20 protein-coding genes are annotated in these 19,487 nt (G+C 67.9%); 13 read left to right on the top strand and 7 right to left on the bottom strand.

Annotation, left to right across the window (positions count from 1 at the left end; genetic code table 11):
* Positions 1-142 precede the first annotated feature (142 nt).
* Positions 143-676, bottom strand: coding sequence for a GspH/FimT family pseudopilin (locus ASE10_RS02675; RefSeq protein WP_055902866.1), 534 nt, complete (start codon positions 674-676; stop codon positions 143-145).
* A gap of 263 nt (positions 677-939) precedes the next feature.
* Between ASE10_RS02675 and ASE10_RS02670 the strand changes: the two genes are divergently transcribed.
* On the top strand, positions 940-1,440 hold the full coding sequence (locus ASE10_RS02670) for a hypothetical protein (RefSeq protein WP_200945836.1): 501 nt from the start codon (positions 940-942) through the stop codon (positions 1,438-1,440).
* A gap of 335 nt (positions 1,441-1,775) precedes the next feature.
* Here ASE10_RS02670 and ybeY read toward each other — a convergent pair whose 3' ends face one another.
* From ybeY to ASE10_RS02655, 3 genes are all read right to left on the bottom strand, one after another.
* Entirely contained in the window at positions 1,776-2,258 is a 483-nt protein-coding gene (gene ybeY / locus ASE10_RS02665; protein ID WP_055902859.1) for an rRNA maturation RNase YbeY, read from the bottom strand.
* A gap of 28 nt (positions 2,259-2,286) precedes the next feature.
* Complete coding sequence (locus ASE10_RS02660; RefSeq protein ID WP_055902856.1) at positions 2,287-3,273, bottom strand: PhoH family protein; 987 nt, start codon at positions 3,271-3,273, stop codon at positions 2,287-2,289.
* 101 nt (positions 3,274-3,374) lie between these two features.
* Positions 3,375-3,608: a hypothetical protein gene (locus ASE10_RS02655; protein WP_055902852.1), complete on the bottom strand. Its 234-nt coding sequence runs from the start codon at positions 3,606-3,608 to the stop codon at positions 3,375-3,377.
* A gap of 554 nt (positions 3,609-4,162) precedes the next feature.
* Here ASE10_RS02655 and ASE10_RS02650 point away from each other — a divergent pair.
* The 6 genes from ASE10_RS02650 to ASE10_RS02625 all read left to right on the top strand — a co-directional run bounded on the left by ASE10_RS02650 (position 4,163) and on the right by ASE10_RS02625 (position 11,335).
* On the top strand, positions 4,163-4,843 hold the full coding sequence (locus ASE10_RS02650) for a TetR/AcrR family transcriptional regulator (protein WP_055902850.1): 681 nt from the start codon (positions 4,163-4,165) through the stop codon (positions 4,841-4,843).
* A gap of 42 nt (positions 4,844-4,885) precedes the next feature.
* Positions 4,886-5,896, top strand: a complete 1,011-nt coding sequence (locus ASE10_RS02645; RefSeq protein WP_157480878.1) for an HlyD family efflux transporter periplasmic adaptor subunit — start codon at positions 4,886-4,888, stop codon at positions 5,894-5,896.
* A 53-nt stretch (positions 5,897-5,949) separates the two neighbouring features.
* Entirely contained in the window at positions 5,950-6,885 is a 936-nt protein-coding gene (locus ASE10_RS02640) for an ABC transporter ATP-binding protein (RefSeq protein ID WP_055903963.1), read from the top strand.
* Complete coding sequence (locus ASE10_RS02635; RefSeq protein WP_055902845.1) at positions 6,882-7,997, top strand: ABC transporter permease; 1,116 nt, start codon at positions 6,882-6,884, stop codon at positions 7,995-7,997. Before ASE10_RS02640 ends, ASE10_RS02635 begins: the two co-directional genes overlap by 4 nt.
* 134 nt (positions 7,998-8,131) lie before the next feature.
* Positions 8,132-9,922 (top strand): DUF1800 family protein, encoded by a 1,791-nt coding sequence (locus tag ASE10_RS02630; protein ID WP_162250435.1) that lies wholly within the window; start codon positions 8,132-8,134, stop codon positions 9,920-9,922.
* A gap of 18 nt (positions 9,923-9,940) precedes the next feature.
* Entirely contained in the window at positions 9,941-11,335 is a 1,395-nt protein-coding gene (locus tag ASE10_RS02625; RefSeq protein ID WP_055902839.1) for a DUF1501 domain-containing protein, read from the top strand.
* A gap of 15 nt (positions 11,336-11,350) precedes the next feature.
* Here ASE10_RS02625 and ASE10_RS02620 read toward each other — a convergent pair whose 3' ends face one another.
* The gene (locus tag ASE10_RS02620; protein WP_055902834.1) at positions 11,351-11,848 is read right to left on the bottom strand and encodes a GNAT family N-acetyltransferase; all 498 of its coding nucleotides are present in this window, start codon (positions 11,846-11,848) and stop codon (positions 11,351-11,353) included.
* Between the two features lie 18 nt (positions 11,849-11,866).
* Positions 11,867-13,312, bottom strand: coding sequence for a tRNA (N6-isopentenyl adenosine(37)-C2)-methylthiotransferase MiaB (miaB, locus tag ASE10_RS02615; protein WP_055902831.1), 1,446 nt, complete (start codon positions 13,310-13,312; stop codon positions 11,867-11,869).
* A gap of 139 nt (positions 13,313-13,451) precedes the next feature.
* Here miaB and ASE10_RS02610 point away from each other — a divergent pair, with 139 nt between their 5' ends.
* From ASE10_RS02610 to ASE10_RS02585, 6 genes are all read left to right on the top strand, one after another.
* The gene (locus ASE10_RS02610) at positions 13,452-14,414 is read left to right on the top strand and encodes a lytic transglycosylase domain-containing protein (RefSeq protein WP_055902829.1); all 963 of its coding nucleotides are present in this window, start codon (positions 13,452-13,454) and stop codon (positions 14,412-14,414) included.
* 235 nt (positions 14,415-14,649) lie between these two features.
* Positions 14,650-15,261 carry a ubiquinol-cytochrome c reductase iron-sulfur subunit gene (gene petA / locus ASE10_RS02605; RefSeq protein WP_055902826.1) on the top strand — a complete coding sequence of 204 codons (612 nt, stop codon included), beginning with the start codon at positions 14,650-14,652 and terminating at the stop codon, positions 15,259-15,261.
* Between the two features lie 3 nt (positions 15,262-15,264).
* Positions 15,265-16,524 carry a cytochrome bc complex cytochrome b subunit gene (locus ASE10_RS02600; protein WP_055902823.1) on the top strand — a complete coding sequence of 420 codons (1,260 nt, stop codon included), beginning with the start codon at positions 15,265-15,267 and terminating at the stop codon, positions 16,522-16,524.
* Entirely contained in the window at positions 16,517-17,362 is an 846-nt protein-coding gene (locus ASE10_RS02595; RefSeq protein ID WP_200945835.1) for a cytochrome c1, read from the top strand. The genes ASE10_RS02600 and ASE10_RS02595 overlap by 8 nt, the downstream gene beginning before the upstream one ends.
* 177 nt (positions 17,363-17,539) lie before the next feature.
* A complete protein-coding gene (locus ASE10_RS02590; protein ID WP_055903960.1) occupies positions 17,540-18,175 on the top strand; it encodes a glutathione S-transferase N-terminal domain-containing protein in 636 nt (211 codons plus the stop codon).
* Between the two features lie 126 nt (positions 18,176-18,301).
* On the top strand, positions 18,302-18,805 hold the full coding sequence (locus tag ASE10_RS02585) for a ClpXP protease specificity-enhancing factor (protein ID WP_082559648.1): 504 nt from the start codon (positions 18,302-18,304) through the stop codon (positions 18,803-18,805).
* Positions 18,806-19,104: 299 nt separating this feature from the next.
* Here the strand turns inward: ASE10_RS02585 and ASE10_RS02580 are convergent, their stop codons facing one another.
* Positions 19,105-19,428 carry a DUF3301 domain-containing protein gene (locus ASE10_RS02580; protein WP_055902819.1) on the bottom strand — a complete coding sequence of 108 codons (324 nt, stop codon included), beginning with the start codon at positions 19,426-19,428 and terminating at the stop codon, positions 19,105-19,107.
* Between the last annotated feature and the right edge of the window lie 59 nt (positions 19,429-19,487).

The raw sequence follows: 19,487 nt of genomic DNA, 5'->3' as shown, positions 1-19,487 counted from the left end.
CGGGCACCGGCCAGGGGCCGCAGACAGCGCCGGGCGGCGGTTTCGGACCGACGGCCGGCTGTGGGCGGCGGCCGCCGTCCGGCCGTCATCTGGCGGAGACCGGTCCGGCGTCCTCCTGTAGTTCACTGTAATTCATCGCCCCTCAGCCGCCCTGGCATCTCTGGCGCTGGCGACCGGTCGGTTGTGCGAGGCGGAAACGGCCGGCGTTGGACAGCACCAGCGAACCGACCTGCTCGCCGCTGTCCGCGCACAAGGTGAAGCTGACATTGCTGCCCTCGTTGCCGCCGTCGGACTGGAACACCACCCGTCGGCGTCCTTGCGTGCTGTACATGCGCAGCCCGCCGGCGAGGGCTTCGGCGCGTTGGATCACCGGTTCGTGCGGATCGTAGCGGCGGTTGCCGTCGATGTCGGCGTAGAGCATCCAGCCGCGGCTCCATTCCACACTATCGTCGCAACCGGCACCCTGCGGCGCCGGACAGATGATGACGGCGCTGCCGGTGGACACGGCCACGCGCGCCGACGTCAGGAAGCTGTCGGTCATCGCCATCGCGACGCCGGAGATGCGCGCCTTGGCCATGGCGTTCGCCGCGGTCGGTATCGCGATGCCGGCCAGGACGGCGGCGATCACGAGCGCGATCAGCATTTCGAGCAGAGTGATTCCGTGCATGCGGTTCATGCGGCCGTCCTTTGCGGTGGTGATGCAGTGTCGGCCGCGTTTCGAGACGGGGCAGTAGGGAATCTCCCCGATGGCGTGTCGGGCAACTGCGCGATCGGTAGATGTGCCGAATAGCTGCTTGTCGGGCATGCAAAACGCATGCGGCGATTTCCTACATCCGGATGGGCAACGGCCTGATGGATCCGCCATCGCCGTGGCCGCAGTCTGTGCATGCCGAGCGGCGGTTCGCGCTCGGCGATCTCATCACTCAAGGAGGAGCGCACATGCACCGTTACGATTTTCGGCTGATGTCGATGGCGGGGGCGACGGCCCTGTCCTTGCTTGCCGCGTCGCCGGCATCCGCGACCGCCGAACCGGCGCGCGACTACATCGAAGCCAGCAGCTATCTGCGCAGCGACGCCGAGTTCGAAGCCTGGTACGGCCTGGTCCATCGCCTGCGCCGCGATTTCGACGATATCTGCGGCGACACCTTCTGCGAGGGCGATTACAGCAACATCCAGTCCTTGAGCTTCCGCTGCTCGGTGGAGCGTTCCAGCGGCCGCATCGGCCAGTGCCTGTGGCTGTTCGCCGCCAGCAACGAGGACATCGACCCGGCGACCGGCCGGGTAAACGTCCAGTTCCAGCACTGGCGCTGCCGCGCGCCGCTGGCGTCGCGGACGACGATGGAAGCCCTGCTGGGCGCGCTTGCAGGCGATACCCCGATGCGCGCGCCGCTGCCGGGGACGCCGCGCACGCTGTACGACGGGCTGATCGACTGTCTGTGATTCCTGGCAGGCGCCTGCGGTGGGCGCGCGGACCGGGGCTGGGGCTGGGGCGCGGCTGCAAGACTCGCCGACGTGCCTTTGGCCCTGGTCCACCCTCCGCAGGCGGTGCTGGCGTAGTCGTGGGAAGTCCGCTGGAGGCGACGAACTGGCGCGGTTCGTGGTCGCCGACCTGAAGACGATCGAGGCCGGGGGGCGAGTTGAACTGCAGCGAGGTGAGTGCGAGGGCAGGTGGATCAGGGCGCGGGCTTACGACTCCGGCCGAACGATGCGGAGTCGGTTCGGCTGGTCCCACTCAGGGGCGATCGGGCCCGCGCCGACCGGGCCGGCTTCGGCGCTCAGTCTTCCAGGTACGGATCGGCGATGCCGAGCCCGGCCAGGATTTCGCGCTCCAGCTGCTCCATGCATTCGGCTTCGCGTTCGTCCTCGTGGTCCCAGCCCAGCAGGTGCAGGGCGCCGTGGACGGTGAGGTGGGCGTAGTGGGCGACCAGCGGCTTCTTCTGTTCGCGCGCTTCGCGTGCGACCACCGGGGCGCAGATCACCAAGTCGCCCAGCAGCGGGAACTTGACGCCCTTGGGCAGGCCCTCGGGCACTTCGGCTGGAAAACTGAGCACGTTGGTCGCGTAATCGCGGCCGCGGTAGTGACGGTTGAGGGCGCGGCCTTCCTTGCTGCCGACGATGCGGATCGCCAGGTCGGCTTCGCGGATGCGGCTGTCGAGCGCCGCCGCGACCCACTTGCGGAAGCTCACCGCGGCCGGAATGCCGGTGCGCGGGACCGCATAGTTGATCGCGACATCGAGACGGACGGGACCTTTGGTCATCGTAGTGTCGAAATGAAGTGGGGGTGGCTCAGGCGGACGGTCCGGTCTGGACGTCCTGGGCGTCGCGTGCGTCGTAGGCGCTGACGATGCGCGACACCAGCGGATGCCGGACCACGTCGCGCGCCTCGAAGAAAGTGAAGCTGATGCCGTTGACGTTGCGCAGTACGTCCAAGGCGTCTTTCAGCCCCGACTTCACGTGCTTGGGCAGATCGACCTGAGTCAGATCGCCGGTGACGACGGCGGTGCTGCCGTAACCGATGCGGGTCAGGAACATCTTCATCTGCTCGATCGTGGTGTTCTGCGCCTCGTCGAGGATCACGTAAGCATCGTTAAGCGTGCGTCCGCGCATATAGGCCAGCGGCGCGATCTCGATCACGTTCTTTTCCAGCAGCTTGACCACCTTCTCCACGCCCAGCATCTCGTAGAGCGCGTCGTAGAGCGGGCGCAGGTAGGGGTCGACTTTCTGGCTCAGGTCGCCGGGCAGAAAACCGAGCTTCTCGCCGGCCTCGACTGCGGGGCGCACCAGGATCAGGCGCTGCACGCGCGCTTCGTTCAGCGCTTCGACCGCGCTGGCGACGGCTAGGAAGGTCTTGCCGGTGCCGGCCGGGCCGATGCCGAAGTTGATGTCGTGGCCGGCGATCGCGTGCAGGTACTTGGCCTGGTTGGCGCCGCGGCCGCGGATGGTGCCGCGCTTGACCCGGATCGCGACTTCCTGCGGTTCGATGTCGTCGTTGACCAACTGGTCGGAGTCGGCCTCGGTCAGGGCGAGGTGGATCGTGCCTTCGTCGAGGGTTTCCTCGGCGGCGTCCCGCCACAGCTGGCGCAGCAGCCGTTCGGCCTTGCCGACCGAGGTCTGCGGGCCGACCACGCGGAACACATTGCCGCGGTTGGCGATCTCCACGCCGAGGCGCAGTTCGATCTGGCGCAGGTGACCATCGAACGGGCCGCTGAGGTTGGCCAGGCGTTCGGTTTCGGCCGGTTCGAGGACGAATTCGGAGGCGGTACGTGCTTGCATCGTAGGGACGGGTCTTCCAGGGGCCGCGCGGCGTAGTCGCGCGTGGGGTGCTCAGCTTGCGCCCGCAGGCGCGGTTTCGCAAAGGCTGACGGCTGCGACGTTCAGGCCGTGTCGTCGTCGCGGCGCCTGCGTGCGGCGCGTGCGATCGCGAGCGCGCCCACCAGCACGAGGATCGCCGAGCCGATCAGCCAGACCCAGGTGACGGTGTCGGCGGCGAAGGGGCCGTGCCGGAACGCGCGCATCGCGCCTCGCAGCAGGCCGAGCGCGCCCAGGCCGAGAAACCAGAAGCCGACGGCGCCGCGGGCGAGCAGACTGGGGTGGCGAGTGGAGGGCATGGTGGAGGGCATGGTGGAGGGGCGCAGATTGGCTGGCGACAGCTTAGCGGGAGGGTTGCTGGGGAGGTGGTTGGGAAGCTTGCCGGAATGGCCGGGTTCGGGCCCGGCGAAATCTCGCCGTCGCTCCCGCGGCCGCTGCCGATGTTGTTGCCGCGGCAATGCTGCGGCGGCCGGTCGTGGTCGCGTCGGTCGTGAGGGTCGTTGCCGTTTGCTGTCGGCGGCTACTGCTTCTCTCGCTGGCGGGAGAGGGTGGGGTGAGGGAGTGCAGCGCCGATGTGCAACTGCCGCAGCAGTTGAGCTTGCATGGTCGTTGGATCGGGATCGGGGCTTCGGTTTGCGGTGCGCCGCGCTTCGAGTTCGAGCGATCAAGACGTTCGCGGGGCTCGGAGCACGCAAGAGGCAGGCCTGGCCGTGCCCAGACAGTCCCAATGCTCCTCTTTAGCAGCGGCCAAGGGAGCAGGCGGCCTTAGTTCCCTTCCGCCGCGCCCGGTTCCCGCCGACCGTTCGTCGGCTCGCCCTTGCCAACTAATTAATCATTGAATTAAATATGAGCCATGCCCACCGACAAGCCCCAAGCCTCCCGCCGCCCCCGCAAAACCGTTCCCGCCGGGCGCGCCCCCGGCCGCCCGGTAGCGGACGGTCCCGATCTGCGTTCGCGGCTGCTCGACGCGGCGATCGTCTGCTACACCCGCCAAGGCATCGCCGCCACCGCGTTGCGCAGCATCGCGGTCGAGGCCGGGGTCAATCCGGCGTTGCTGCATTACTACTTCGGCGACAAGGAGCAACTGCAGCAGGCGGTGATCCAGGAGCGGGTAATGCCGGCGATCGCGACCCTGCGCGGCCATCTGATCGCGGCCGGCGACGACGTCGCCAAACTGATCGCGGGCTTCGTGCGCGGGGTCGGCGAAACCGTCGGCCAGTATCCGTGGTTCCCGTCGCTGTGGGTGCGCGAGGTGCTGTGCGAGGGCGGGGCGTTGCGCGATCTGCTGGTCGACCAGATCGGCCCGCAGCTGCCGCAGATGCTGGCGCAGAAGTTCGCGCTGGCGCAGCGCGAGGGCCAGCTCAACGCCGATCTCGATCCGCGTTTCCTGGTGGTGTCCCTGGTCGGTCTGACCCTGTTCCCGATCGCGGGCGCACCGGTCTGGCAACGCGTGTTCGGGATCGAGACCTTCGACACCGTCGCGCTGCGCGAGCACACCGTCGCCTTGCTAGACCGCGGCCTGGGCTGCGGCTGAGGCCTTGAGCCCATGAACGTTCATGCCTACCGGAGCGATCCGATGAAACCGAAATCCCGCTGGGCCGTGCCGCTGCTGCTGGCGCTCGCGTTGTCCGCTTGCGGCGACGATCGCCCGCAGGCGCTGGGCACGCTGGAATGGGATCGCATCACCCTGCCGGCGCCGGCGGCGGAACGGGTCGTGCGCATCGACGTGCGTGAGGGCCAGCGCGTCGCGGCCGGTGCGTCGCTGCTGCAGTTGGAGCTCAGCCGCACCCAATCGCAGCTCAACGCGCTGCAGGCACAGGCGCGCCAGGCCGGCGATTCCCTGGCCGAACTGCAGGCCGGGCCGCGCAGCGAAGCGATCGCGCAGGCACGGGCCAACCTGAGTGCGGCCCAGGCGCAGGCCGCAGACGCTCGCGCCTACTACACGCGCTTGCAGCCGCTGGGCCGGCAGAAGCTGGTCGCCGCATCCGACGTCGACCGCGCCCGCGCCGCCGCCGGCAATGCCGAAGCGCAGGTGCGCGCGGCGCAGGCGGCGTTGCTGGAACTCGAGCATGGTACCCGCAGCGAACGACTCGCACAGGGCGAGTCGGCGCTCGCCGCCGCGCAGGCGCAGGCCGCCGCGCAGGCGGTGACCTTGCAGAAACTGGACGTGGTCGCGCCGCGCGCCGGCGTGGTCGACAGCCTGCCGTACAAGCTCGGCGACCAAGCGCCGGTGGGCGCGCCGCTGGCGGTGATGCTGGTCGGCGCCGCGCCTTACGCACGCGTCTACGTGCCCGAGCCGATCCGCGCCAAGGTCCGCATCGGTCAAACGGCACGCGTCTACATCGACGGCCGCGAGCAGGCCATGAGCGGACGCGTGCGCGCGATCCGTAGCGATCCGAACTTCACTCCCTATTACGCCCTGATCGGCGAAGACGCCGCGCGCCTGAGCTACCTGGCCGAGGTCGAGCTGACCGGCCGCGACGCCGCGCAACTGCCGGCCGGCCTGCCGGTGCGGGTCGAGTTCGACGAGAGCGGCTCCGACGGGAGCAGTTCCGAAGCGACCAAAGCGAGCGAGAGCCGGCCATGAACGCCGCCGCCGATTCCACGCTCGCGCGCGGTGCCGGCGCCGACGAACCGGCCATCCGCGCCCGCGGCCTGACCAAGAAATTCGGCGCGCTGACCGCGGTCGACAAGGTCGATCTGACCGTGCCGCGCGCGCACGTCTACGGCTTCCTGGGTCCGAACGGCTCGGGCAAGTCGACCACCATCCGCATGCTGTGCGGCCTGCTCACGCCCACCGCCGGCGACATCGAGGTGCTGGGGCTGCGCATCCCGGAACAGGCCGAGGCGCTGCGCAAGCGCATCGGCTACATGACCCAGAAGTTCTCGCTGTTCGAGGACCTCACCGTGCGCGAGAACCTGGAGTTCCTGGCCGCGGTGCAGGACATCCCGCGCAGCGAAGCGCGTCGCCGCATCGACGAACTGGTCGAGCAATACCATTTCCAGGACCGGCAGAAGCAGTTGGCCGGAACCATGAGCGGCGGCCAGAAGCAGCGCCTGGCCCTGGCCGGCGCGGTGATCCAGAAGCCCGAACTGCTGTTCCTGGACGAACCCACCAGTGCGGTCGATCCGGAATCGCGCCGCGACTTCTGGGAGAAGTTGTTCGACCTCGCCGATGCCGGCACCACTCTGCTGGTGTCTACCCACTACATGGACGAAGCCGAGCGCTGCCACCGCATCGCGATCCTCGACCGCGGCGTGCTGGTGGCCGATGGCACCCCGCAGGAACTCACCGACGAACTGGCCGGACGCACGGTGGAAGTGCTGGCGCCGCAGCCGCGTCGCGCGCAGAAGGCGCTGGTCGCGGTGCCCGGGGTGCTCAGCGTCGCCCAGATCGGCAACAGCCTGCGCGTGCTCACCGATCGCGACGGCGACACCGCCGCGCGCCTGCGCGGCGTGCTGGCCCAGGCCGGCATCGAGGCCCAGGTCGAACCCTCGCATCCCAACCTTGAAGACGTGTTCGTTTCGGCCACCCAGGGCCGGGACGAGGACCCGCCCGCGGAGCGTGCCGCATGAACATGCGCAGACTGTTCGCGATCGTGTTGAAGGAACTGCGGCAGATGCGCCGCGACCGGGTCACCCTGGCGATGATCGTCGGGATCCCGGTGATGCAGTTGGTGCTGTTCGGTTACGCGATCAATCTCAATCTGCGCGGCCTGCAGACCGGCGTCGCCGACCAGGCCAATACTTCGGCCTCGCGCGCCTTGGTGATGGACATGGTCGCCACCGGCGTGATCGACCCGGCGGTCGCCGCGCGCACGCCGGAGGAGCTGATGCAGCGCCTGCGTCGCGGCGAGATCAGCATCGGCGTGGTGATTCCGCCCGACTTCGAGCGCCGCCGTTACGAGGGGCGCGAGTCGGTGCAGGTGCTGGTGGACGGCAGCGATACCACGGTCCAGGCCGCGGCCGCTCAGTTGGCGCAGTTGCCCTTGAACGCGACCCCGACCAGCAACGACCGTCCGCTGCGCGCCGGTCCAGGGCAGGGCGGCGGCCAGATCGCCGTGGTCGCGTTCTACAACCCCGAGCGGCGTTCGGCGGTAAACATCGTCCCCGGCCTGATCGGCATCATCCTGACCATGACCATGGTGATGTTCACCGCGGTGGCGGTGGTGCGCGAACGCGAGCGCGGCAACATGGAGCTGTTGATCGCCACGCCGCTGAGCCGCAGCGAGCTGATGGTCGGCAAGGTCCTGCCTTACGCGGGCATCGGCTTCATCCAGACCACTCTGGTGCTGCTGCTGGGCCTGTGGCTGTTCGACGTGCCGATCCGCGGCAACGTGTTCGAGGTGTACGGTGCCGCGGTCCTGCTGATCGTCGCCAATCTGAGCCTGGGCCTGCTGATCTCGACCAAGGCGCAGTCGCAGTTCCAGGCCATGCAGATGACGTTCTTCGTGTTCCTGCCGTCGATCCTGCTGTCGGGTTTCATGTTCCCCTTCGCGGGCATGCCCAAGGTCGTGCAGTGGCTGGCCGAGGTGCTGCCGCTGACCCATTTCCTGCGCCTGATCCGCGGGGTGATGCTGCGCGGCGCGAACCTGTGGGAGTTGTGGCCCGATGTGCTGGCGCTGCTGGTCTTCATCACGGTGATGATGAGCTTGGCGATCCTGCGCTTCCGCAAACGCCTGGACTGAAGTCGCGCCCGAACCGGCGGTCAAGACCGATCCGGCGCAGGCCGCATCGATTACTGTGCGTGTAGTCATGAATCCGAATATGCCGTCGCGTTAGCATCGCGTCCGTTCAGCCAGTCGGGGGCGGCATGAGATGGATGGCATTGCGTGCGGCATGGGCGACTCATTGGTCGCGCGTGCTGCTGTTCCTGCTGGTGTTGGGGTTGGTGTTCGTGCCGGATCGCTGGCTGCGCGTGCCGCCGCCGCCGGCATCGGGCGCCGTCGCTACCGCGGCCAAGCCGGCGCCGCCTAAGTCCGGACCGCTGCCGGCCTTGCCGGTGGTCGACGACGACGCGGCGGCCGCACGCTTCCTGGCCCAGGCGACCTTCGGTCCGACCTGGGAGGACATGGCCCGGGTCGAGCGACTGGGCTACAGCGGCTGGATCGACGAGCAGGTCGCGCTACCGATGTCCTCGCAGTTGCGCTTCCTCAACGCCGCCAGCGCCGTGTCCGGCGGCGAGATGCGACGCGAATGGCGCATGGACGCGTGGTTCCTGCACGCCATCGGCGGCCGCGACCCGTTCGATCCGCAACTCATGCACCGCGACCAGCTGCGCCAGCGCGTGGCGTTCGCGCTCAGCGAAATCTTCGTGCTGTCCGACGCCAACTCGGACCTGCTCGGCAACGCCCCGCACGGGGTCACCGACTACTACGACACCTTGGCGCGCGGCGCCTTCGGCAACTTCCGCAAATTGCTCGAGGACGTGACCCTGCACCCGGCGATGGGCATCTACCTGTCGATGATGCAGAACCAGAAGCCGGACCCGGCGCGCAACATCCGCCCCGACGAGAACTACGCGCGCGAAGTGCTGCAGTTGTTCAGCGTCGGCCTGGTGCGGCTGAATCCCGACGGCAGCCCGATCCTGGAGAACGGCGCCAAGGTGCCGACCTACGGCCAGGAAACGGTGAAGGGGTTCGCGCACGTATTTACCGGATGGACCTTCAACGGCTGCGGCCAGTTCGATTGCTACTTCTACGATTCCGACGCGCCGGCTTGGGTGCGGCCGATGCAGAACCACGCGGCCTACCATGCGTCGGCGCAGGCCAAGCAATTGCTGGTATATCCGGGCGTGGCGCTGCCCGGCGGCGTGCTGCCGGCCGGCGGCGACGGTCCGTCGGATCTGCGCGCTGCGCTGGACAACATCTTCTACCACCCCAACGTCGGGCCCTACATCGGCCGGCAGCTGATCCAGCGACTGGTGACGAGCAACCCCAGCCCGTCCTACGTCGCGCGCGTGGCGGCGCGCTTCAACGACAACGGCCAGGGCGTGCGCGGCGACATGAAGGCGGTGGTCACTGCCGTGCTGCTGGACCCGGAGGCGCGCGAAGCGGCCTACCGTCCGGCCAATTTCGGCAAGGTGCGCGAGCCCTTGCTGCGCCTGACCCATGTCTGGCGCGCGATGAAGGCGCGTTCGCAGTCGGGCTTCATGGACGAGTTCTGGACCATCGGCTACGGCATGGGTCAGGCCCCGCTGTCCTCGCCGTCGGTGTTCAACTTCTTCAGCCCGAGCTATTCGCCGATCGGCGAGCCCGCGCAGCTGGGCCTGGCCGCGCCGGAGCTGCAGCTGGCGACGGACTTCATGCTGCCGGGCACCGAGGGCTATCTGGGCGCCAAGATCTACGAGGTCTACGTCGGCGCGCCGGACCTGGACGAGCACGAGGTCGCGATCGATCTGACCGACGAGTTGCCCTATGCGGTGCGTCCGGCCGACCTGATCCAGCGCTACAACACCTTGTTCCTGTCGGGTCAGATGTCGGCGCGGATGCGCAACGTGCTGCTGCAGCGCTTGAACGGCATGCCGGCCGACAGCGAGGAAGAGCGTCGCGCGCGGGTCCAGGAAGCGCTGTACATCATCGTCAACTCGCCCGAATACGTGGTGCAGAAATGAATACACGAGGAGACGGTCATGAGGCGTCGTGAGTTCCTGAGCCGCGCCATTCTCGCCGGCCTGGGCGGCGCCGGCCTGTATTCGGCGCGCGGCAACCTGCGGATGCTGGAGTCGGCGACGCGCGCCTACGGCCCCAATGCGTTCTCCGACTACAAGGCGCTGGTGTGCGTATTCCTGTTCGGCGGCAACGACGGCCTGAACATGGTGATACCGCGCAGCAATCTGCACTACCAGCGCTACGCGGCCGCGCGCGCGACCCTGGCGGTGCCGCAGGCGCGGCTGCTGGCGCTCACTCCGCAGGCCGGCGGCGGCGCGTCCGACGGCGCCGACTACGGCCTGCAGGTTTCGACCGGCGGCGACGACAGCATCGGCATGAGCGGCCTGCAAGGCCTGTTCAACACAGGCAAGGCCGCGATCCTGGGCAACGTCGGCACCCTGATACGGCCGGTGACGAAGGCGCAGTACCAGAGCGGCGGGGCCGAGGTACCGCCGCAGCTGTTCTCGCATAACGACCAGCAGTCGTACTGGCAGGTCTCGCGCGCCAACGACGGCAGCGGCCTGGGCTGGGGCGGCCGCATCGCCGATCTGCTGCACGATGCCAACCCCGGCGCTTTCATTCCGATGAACGTCGCCTTGAACTTCGAGAGCATCCTGCATCGCGGCCAGAGCGGCAGCCAGTACGTGATCGGCAGCGACGGCCCGCGCAGGTTCAGTTATTTCGAATGGGACGGCGACACCCGGGAGGCGATGCTGGCGCTGATGCAGCAGGGCACCCAGACGCACGTGTTCGAACGCAGCTACGCGGACGCGGTCCGGCGTGCGCGCGAGAATGCGGAGGCCGTGTCCACCGCGCTGGAGACATCGGCGCCGCTGACCACGGCGTTCCCCGACAACGACTTGGGGCGGCAGCTGAAGATGGTCGCGCGCCTGATCAAGGTGCGCGGGGTGCTGGGGCTGAAGCGGCAGGTGTACTTCGTGTCGATGGGCGGCTTCGACCACCACGACCGCTTGTTGGACGAGCAGCCGGCGCTGTTGTCGGGGCTGTCGCAGGCGATGACCGCGTTCCATCAGTCCACGGTGGAACTGGGAGTGGCCAACAACGTCACCGCGTTCACCGCCTCGGACTTCGGGCGCACCCTGTCGTCCAACGGCGACGGCTCCGACCACGGCTGGGGCAGCCACCATTTCGCGGTCGGCGGCGCGGTCCGCGGCGGGCGCTTCGTCGGCACCATGCCGACGCTGCAGAACGACGGCCCCGACGACGCCGGCTGGGGCCAGATCATCCCGACCACTTCGGTCGATCAGTACGCAGCGACCCTGGCGCGCTGGTTCGGGGTGGGCGAGACCGAGCTGGACCTGATCTTCCCGAACCTGCGCAACTTCCCCACGCGCGACCTGGGCTTCATGGCCTAGCCTGCAGCCCGCGCCTCACAGCATCCGGTGCATCACGTACACGTCGACCAGGCCCAGGCTGACGTGGCGGAACGCGCCGGGGATCTGGCCCACGATCTGGAAACCGTGCTTGAGCCACAGGTGCACCGCGGCCGCATTGGTGCTGACCACGTAGTTGAACTGCATCGCTACGAAACCGGCTTGCTGCGCCTGCACCAGCGAGTGCCTGCATAACGCCGCGCCGACGCCCTGGCCCCAGCAACGCTCGGCGACCATATAGCTGGCGTTGGCGACGTGGTCGCCGCGGCCGGCATAGTTGGGGCCGAGCTTGTAGCCGCCCAGGGTTTCGCCGTCGTCGCCCTCGGCGATGAAGCAGCGGTAGGGCGGGGCCGTCCACATCTCCCGCGCGTGTTCCAGCGACAGCTCGGCCGGGTAGTTGTAGCTTTCGCCGCGCGCCAGCACTTCGTGGAAGATCGGCCAGATCCGTTCGAACTCGTCCGGGCCGATCTCGCGGATGTTGAAGTCGCGGTCCATGCGGAGCGGCTCTCCAGGTCAGGCGGCGTCGAGGGTCTGGTCGGTCAGTACGCGGCCGCGCAGGGAGTTGGACAGAGCCTCGGTGATGACCACGTCGACGAACTGGCCGATCAGGCGCTTCGGCGCGGGGAAGTTCACCGAGCGCATGTTCTCGGTCTTGCCGGTGAGTTCGTTCGGATCCTTGCGCGAGGGGCCTTCGACCAGCACGGTCTGGACGCTGCCGACCATGGATTCGGAGATCCGCATCGCGTTGGCGTTGATGGTCGCCTGCAGGCGCGACAGGCGCGCGTGCTTCTCGGCGTCGCTGACTGCGTCCTCGAGGTCGGCGGCGGGCGTGCCGGGGCGGCGCGAGTAGATGAAGGAGAACGATTGGTCGAAGCCGACGTCCTCGATCAGCTTCATGGTCTTCTCGAAATCGGCCTCGGTTTCGCCGGGGAAGCCGACGATGAAGTCCGACGAGATCGAGATGTCCGGGCGCACGGCGCGCAGCTTGCGGATCTTCTGCTTGAACTCCAGCGCGGTGTAGCCGCGCTTCATCGCCGCCAGTACCCGATCGCTGCCGGCCTGGACCGGCAGGTGCAGGTAGTTCGCCAGCTGCGGCACGTCGCGGTAGGCCTCGACCAGCGAGTCGCTGAACTCCAGTGGGTGCGAGGTGGTGAAGCGGATGCGGTCGATGCCGTCGATCTCGGCGATGGTGCGGATCAGCAGGCCCAGGTCCGCGACGAGCGGCTCTCCGTCCGGGCCTTCTTCGCCGTACGGGCCGCGGTAGGCATTGACGTTCTGGCCCAGCAGATTGACCTCGCGCACGCCCTGGGCGGCGAGTTGGGCGACCTCGACCAGCACATCCTCGAACGGGCGGCTGACTTCCTCGCCGCGGGTGTAGGGCACCACGCAGAACGAGCAGTACTTGCTGCAGCCTTCCATGATCGAGACGAAGGCGCTGGGGCCTTCGGCGCGCGGCTCGGGCATGCGGTCGAACTTTTCGATCTCGGGGAAGCTGATGTCGACCTGCGGCTTGCCGGTGGCGCGCTTGGCGGCGATCAGCTCGGGCAGGCGGTGCAGGGTCTGCGGGCCGAACACCAGGTCGACGTAAGGCGCGCGCTTGACGATGGCCTCGCCTTCCTGCGAGGCGACGCAGCCGCCGACGCCGATGATGACCGGGCGGTCGCCCTGCTTGTGCTGCTTCCAGCGCCCGAGCTGGCTGAACACCTTTTCCTGGGCCTTCTCGCGGATCGAGCAGGTGTTGATCAGGATGACGTCGGCCTCGGCCGCGTCGGTGGTGAGCTCCAGGCCTTCGCTGGCGGCGAGCACGTCGGCCATCTTGGCCGAGTCGTACTCGTTCATCTGGCAGCCGTGGGTCTCGATGAACAGTTTTTTCGTCGGAGCGCAGGCTGCGACGGGGTTGCCCGGGAGGGCGGGCGCCGCGCCGGCTTCGGGCGCGGCGGGCAGGGCGGTGTCGGTCATGGCGTAGTCCGGGGAGGGCGGCGGTTAATCCGCGCCGGAAAGGGGCGCCAGTTTAGCGCCCGTAGGCCGGTCGCGGGCGGCCGTCACGTTTTCGAATCAAAGACTTGGCAACTTAAGCGCGAAAGGGGACACTCGCCGGATGAGGGGGGGCTCACTGCTGCTGGGAACTATCTGCCTGTTGGCCATGGCGCCCGCCGTGGCCGGCACCGTCTACCGTTGCGACGGCGCGGGCGGCGAACGCAGCTATGTGAGCAAGCGCGTGCCCGGGGCCAAGTGCACCGTGGTCAGCCAGTACCGTCCCAGCCGGGCCTCGGCCTACGTGCCCGCGCGAGCGCCCGGTGGCGCCGGCAGCGCGACGCCGGCCAATCTGGTCGCCGGTTCGCCGGCCTCGATCCATTCCAATCCTCCAGCCACCTTTATGGGCATGCCGGGCGTCGCAGCTCCGGCCGCGACCGCTCCGGCCATGGCGGCTCCGGCTGCGGCCGTGCAGATGCCGGCCGCGCCCCCGGCGCCGGCCTCGCGTCTGGTCCAGGGCCAGGTCTATTCCTATATAAAAGACGGCGTCCGCCATTACACCAGCAAGCGGCCCAAGGGGCTGGCCAATGCCTCGGCGGTGCGGACGATCAAATACAGCTTCATGGAGACCTGCTACGCCTGCTCGGCGCAGCCCGGGGTCAATTTCGGCTCGATCCGCTTGAACGTGGACGCCTTCCGCGACGAGATCGCGGCCGCGGCGCGCCAGCACGGGGTCGAAGAGGCGATCGTGCGCGCGATCATCCATGCCGAATCGGCCTACAACCCCAATGCCCTGTCGCGGGTCGGGGCCCAGGGTCTGATGCAGCTGATGCCGGCCACGGCGCGCCGGTTCGGGGTGTCCAATGCCTTCGACGCCGGCCAGAACATCCAGGGCGGGGTGCAGTACCTGGCCTGGCTGCTCAAGCGTTTCAATGGCGATCTGACCCTGGCCGCGGCGGGTTACAACGCCGGCGAGGGCGCGGTCGACAAGTACAAGGGCGTGCCGCCCTACAGCGAAACCCAGCGCTACGTGCAGCGCGTGGCACTGCTGGCGCAGCGTTACCGCGCCACCCCCGTGGTCCGCTGATCCCCGCCCCATGGACGTTTCCGCGACGATCGCGGCGCGATCGGCGCCCTGCGCGCGTGCCGCGCATGGGTCCGGCGGCGTCGGGCGCGCACCCGCGGGAGGGTTTCGCCGCAGCGGCGGATTGTCGGGCCGTTAACCGTTCCGTTACACTTCCCCGTCTTTTGAGCCGCGAGCAGTCGCCAGTGGCGGCGTGCTGTGCGGCGTAACTTCGAATTGCAGCTTTGCGGAGTGCCGGATGGCCAACCAAGGGGTCAACGATCCTATCAATACGGGCCGCCGTCGGTTCCTGACGGCGACCACGGCAGTGGTCGGCGCGGTCGGGGCCGGTTTTGCGGCGGTGCCCTTCATCAAGTCCTGGAACCCCAGCGCGCGCGCTCAGCTCGCCGGCGCTCCGGTGACAGCCGACATCAGCGCCCTGGAAGAAGGCCAGCGTCTGGTCTTCGAATGGCGCGGCCAGCCGATCTGGATCGTCAAGCGCTCCAAGGCGGTCCTGGAAGCGCTGCCGACTCTGGACAGCCATCTGCGCGATCCGAAGTCGGAAAACCTCGATCAGCAGCCGTCCTACGTCAAGGGCGAGTTCCGCTCGATCAAGAAGGACATCTCGGTCCTGGTCGGCCTGTGCACCCACCTGGGCTGCTCGCCGGAAATGAAGGCTGAGATCCGTCCGGAACCGTTCGATCCGGAGTGGAAGGGCGGTTACTTCTGCCCCTGCCACAAGTCGCGCTTCGACATGGCCGGCCGCGTGTTCCAGGGCGTTCCGGCGCCGATCAATCTGCTGGTGCCGCCGCACCACTACGAAAACGACACCACGATCATCATCGGCGTGGATCCGAAGGGAGCGGCGTAAGTCATGTCCAACATCATTACCCGCACCGCCAACGGCGTCTGGGATTGGGTCAACGCGCGCGCGCCCGGCATGATGCCGGTCTACCGCAAGCACATGACCGAGTACTACGCGCCCAAGAACTTCAACGTCTGGTACTACTTCGGTTCGCTGGCGCTGCTGGTGCTGGTCAACCAGATCCTGACCGGCATCTTCCTGACGATGCACTTCAAGCCGTCCGCGGCCGAAGCGTTCTCGTCGGTCGAATACATCATGCGCGACGTGGAGTGGGGCTGGCTGATCCGCTACATGCACAGCACCGGCGCCTCGCTGTTCTTCATCGTCGTCTACCTGCACATGTTCCGCGGCCTGCTGTACGGCTCGTACCAGAAGCCGCGCGAGCTGGTGTGGATCCTGGGCATGCTGATCTACCTGGTGCTGATGGCCGAAGCCTTCATGGGCTACGTGCTGCCCTGGGGCCAGATGTCGTTCTGGGGCGCCAAGGTGATCATCTCGCTGTTCGGCGCGATCCCGGTGATCGGCAACGGCCTGACCGAGTGGATCATGGGCGACTACCTGCCCGGCGACGCCACCCTCAACCGCTTCTTCGCCCTGCACGTGATCGCGCTGCCGCTGGTGCTGCTGCTGCTGGTCGTGCTGCACCTGGGCGCGCTGCACGAAGTCGGTTCCAACAACCCCGACGGCGTCGACATCAAGAAGGGCCCGAAGGGCAACCGCTGGGATGCGAACAAGCCCAAGGACGGCATCCCGTTCCACCCGTACTACACGGTCAAGGACCTGGTGGGCGTCGGCTTCTTCCTGATCATCGCCGCGTTCATCATCTTCTTCGCGCCGGCGTTCGGCGGCTGGTTCCTGGAGCACGACAACTTCACCGAGGCCAACCGCCTGGTGACGCCGGAGCACATCAAGCCGGTGTGGTACTACACGCCGTACTACGCGATGCTGCGCGTGATCCCGCACAAGCTGTCGGGCGTGCTGGTGATGTTCGGCGCGATCGCGATCCTGTTCCTGGTGCCGTGGCTGGACCGCGCCAAGGTCAAGTCCTACCGCTACCGCGGCATCCTGTCCAAGGTGCTGCTGGGCGTGTTCGCGCTGAGCTTCGTGTGGCTGGGCAAGATCGGCGCCGGTCCGGGTACCGATCCGGTCGAGACCATCGTCGGCCGCGTGCTGACCTTCCTGTACTTCGCTTTCTTCATCACCATGCCGCTGTGGACCAAGCTCGATAAGACCAAGCCGGTGCCGGAACGGGTGACGATGCATGACTAAGACCAGCCAGCCTCTGATGAAGAACCGCATCGTGAAGAAGCTCGCCACCTTCGCCGCCGGCATGCTCGTGTCGGCCACCGCCTTCGCTTCCGGCGGCGGCAACCTGATGCAGTCGGGCACCGACCTGGGCGACCGCGCGTCGCTGCAGCGCGGCGCCCAGCTGTACATGAACTATTGCTCCGGCTGCCATTCGCTGAAGTACCTGCGCTATTCGCGCATCGCCCAGGACCTGGGCCTGAGCGAAGACGAGGTCATGACCAACCTCAACTTCACCGGCGCCAAGTTCGGCGAGCAAATCGAGGTCAGCCTGACGCCGGAACACGCCAACCAGTGGTTCGGCAAGATGCCGCCGGACCTGAGCGTGATCGCGCGCGTGCGCGGCAGCGACTGGATCTACACCTACCTGAAGTCCTTCTACCTGGACGAGGCGCGTCCGCTGGGCTGGAACAACGCCCTGTTCCCGAATGCCTCGATGCCCAATCCGCTGTGGCAGATGCAGGGCACGCAGACGCCGAAGTTCACCGACAAGGTGCCGGCGCACGGCATGTTCGGCGAGAAGAAGGACGACAAGGGCAAGCCGATCCTGGAATGCCCGCACGGCAGCAGCGAAGTCGACGGCAAGTGCTTCACGCACTTCGAAGCCGGCGCCGCGGGCTCGGTCGCGCCGGAGCAGTTCAATCAATCGGTGCGCGATATCACCGCATTTCTCGAGTACGCCGGCGAACCGGCCGCGCTCAAGCGCCAGAGTCTCGGCGTTTGGGTGGTCCTGTTCCTGGCGGTGTTCACCTTCCTGGCCTACCTGCTCAAGAGCGAGTACTGGCGAGACGTCGAACACTGAGTTTTCCCCGCAAGGCCCGCGCAGCGATGCGCGGGCCTTCCTCGTAAGGCCGGCCAGGACGCCGGAGCCTTTCGCGGAAGGGGGGAAAGCGCATACGCTCGGGGACCGTGACGACCGCCCACACGGGGTGGGGGGCGTCTTGCGACCGGCGGATTCCGGTTGCTGGAGAGGTCGATGATGGCGGCGAGTCCACGTATGCGTAATGCCCTGACCCTGTTTTCCTCCACCGACTGCGTGCTGTGTCATCGCGTGCGCCTGGTGTTGGCCGCCAAGGGCGTCACCTACGACCTGATTCCGGTGGATCCGCAGAACCCGCCCGAAGACCTGGTCGATCTCAACCCGTACCACTCGGTGCCGACCCTGGTCGAGCGCGATCTGGTGCTGTACGCGGCCAGTGTGGTCAGCGAATACCTGGACGAGCGCTACCCGCATCCGCCGCTGATGCCGGTCGATCCGCTGTCGCGCGCGCGCCTGCGCCTGGCGACGCTGCGCCTGGAACACGACTGGGTGCCGCAGGTGCAGGCGATCCAGCTGGGCAACAAGGCCCAGGCCGAAGCCGCACGCAAGCGCCTGAAGGAACTGCTGACCGCCTCGGTGCCGCTGTTCAAGGCCAGCAAGTTCTTCCTCAACCCGGAAATGAGCCTGGCCGACTGCGCCATGGCCCCGATCATCTGGCGCCTGGACTCGCTGGGCGTGGCGCTGCCGAAGGACGGCAAGGCGATCGAGGACTACGGCAACCGCATTTTCCGCAATCCCGGCTTCACCCGCAGCCTGACCGACCAGGAACGCAAGCTGCGCGACATGCCGGCCTGACACGCTGGCTGCAGCGGGGCGCCGGCCCTGTATCCGCCGGCCCCGTCCGCCTTGCGCGATCCGGCGACCGCCGGATCGCGGACGACAGGCACGTCGGGATCGCCGGCCAGGCGCTAAACTGGCGGCATGAGTGACGAGAACGCCCCCAGCATGACCAGCCACCGCCCGTACCTGCTGCGGGCGCTGTACGAGTGGATCGCCGACAACGGCATGACCCCGCACCTGCTGGTCGACGCCACCCGGCCCATGGTCCAGGTCCCGACCCATGCGGTGAAGGACGGCAAGATCGTGCTGAACGTGGCCGAGCGCGCGGTCTCGCGCCTGGAAATGGGTAACGACACGATCCGCTTCAGCGCCCGCTTCGGCGGCGTCAGCCATCCGGTCTCGGTGCCGGTGGGCGCGGTGCTGGCGATCTACGCCCGCGAGACCGGGCAGGGCATGGCCCTGCCGGACGAAGGGACCACCCACGAAGGCGGCCACGACGACCCGTCCGAGGATTTCGACGAGCCGATGGCGCCGGGTCACGCGCCCTTGAGCGCGGTCCCCAGCGACCCCCTGTCCGACGGCGACGACGACGGCCCCCACACCCCCACGCCGCGCCGCGGCGGGCATTTGCGGGTGGTGAAGTAAGCCGGAGCAGATCCGGGCACGGATGCACCGCCCGCCCTAGGGTAGGAGCGGCGTAAGCCGCGACCGCGCCAGCCCGATCGGCAGCGCCACTCCCGTTTCCGTTGCAGCGCTGCCGTCCGTCCCGGCGGCGGATGCCGGTCCCAGCGCAGCCCACGGTGCCTTCTGTGGGAGCGGCGTAAGCCGCGATTTCGCCACCGCGAACGGCGTCGCAACCGGATTTCGCGATCGCGGCTTACGCCGCTCCCACAGAAATCGTCGTCCCGCTGCCGTGCCGCTACGGCCCGCTTCGGCGGAGCCCCTCAATGCAACTGCGTCGGCTCCCGCGTCACCGGCCCGCTGAACGCGATCAGGCGCTCGCCGCGCAGGATCATGCGGCCGATGTGGCGGTCCTGGCCGTCCAGCGAGTAGTCGAAGCGGAAGGTCCGCTCTAGCCCGAGCCAGCCGTTGTCGTGACGGCACAGGCGCATGCCGGTGGCGTGCACGCTCTGGTCCAGCCACTGCACCCCGGCGTTGCGGCAGGCGTCGCGGCCCAGGGCCTCGGCGCGCTCGGCGGCGGCGCGCCCGGCGCTCCAGAACGAGAACGCCGCGGCGCCCAGGATCATTAACAGAATCAAAGTAGGCATGTTTTCAATGTGGTCTCGGTATGCGCCACTCGCAAGGCTTATGCCCTACGCTTGCGCAA

The organism is Lysobacter sp. Root76, assembly GCF_001428685.1.
Taxonomy (GTDB): Bacteria; Pseudomonadota; Gammaproteobacteria; order Xanthomonadales; family Xanthomonadaceae; genus Lysobacter.
The sequence above is the reverse complement of the archived record's forward strand: the minus strand, read 5'-3'. Positions and strand labels throughout refer to the sequence as shown.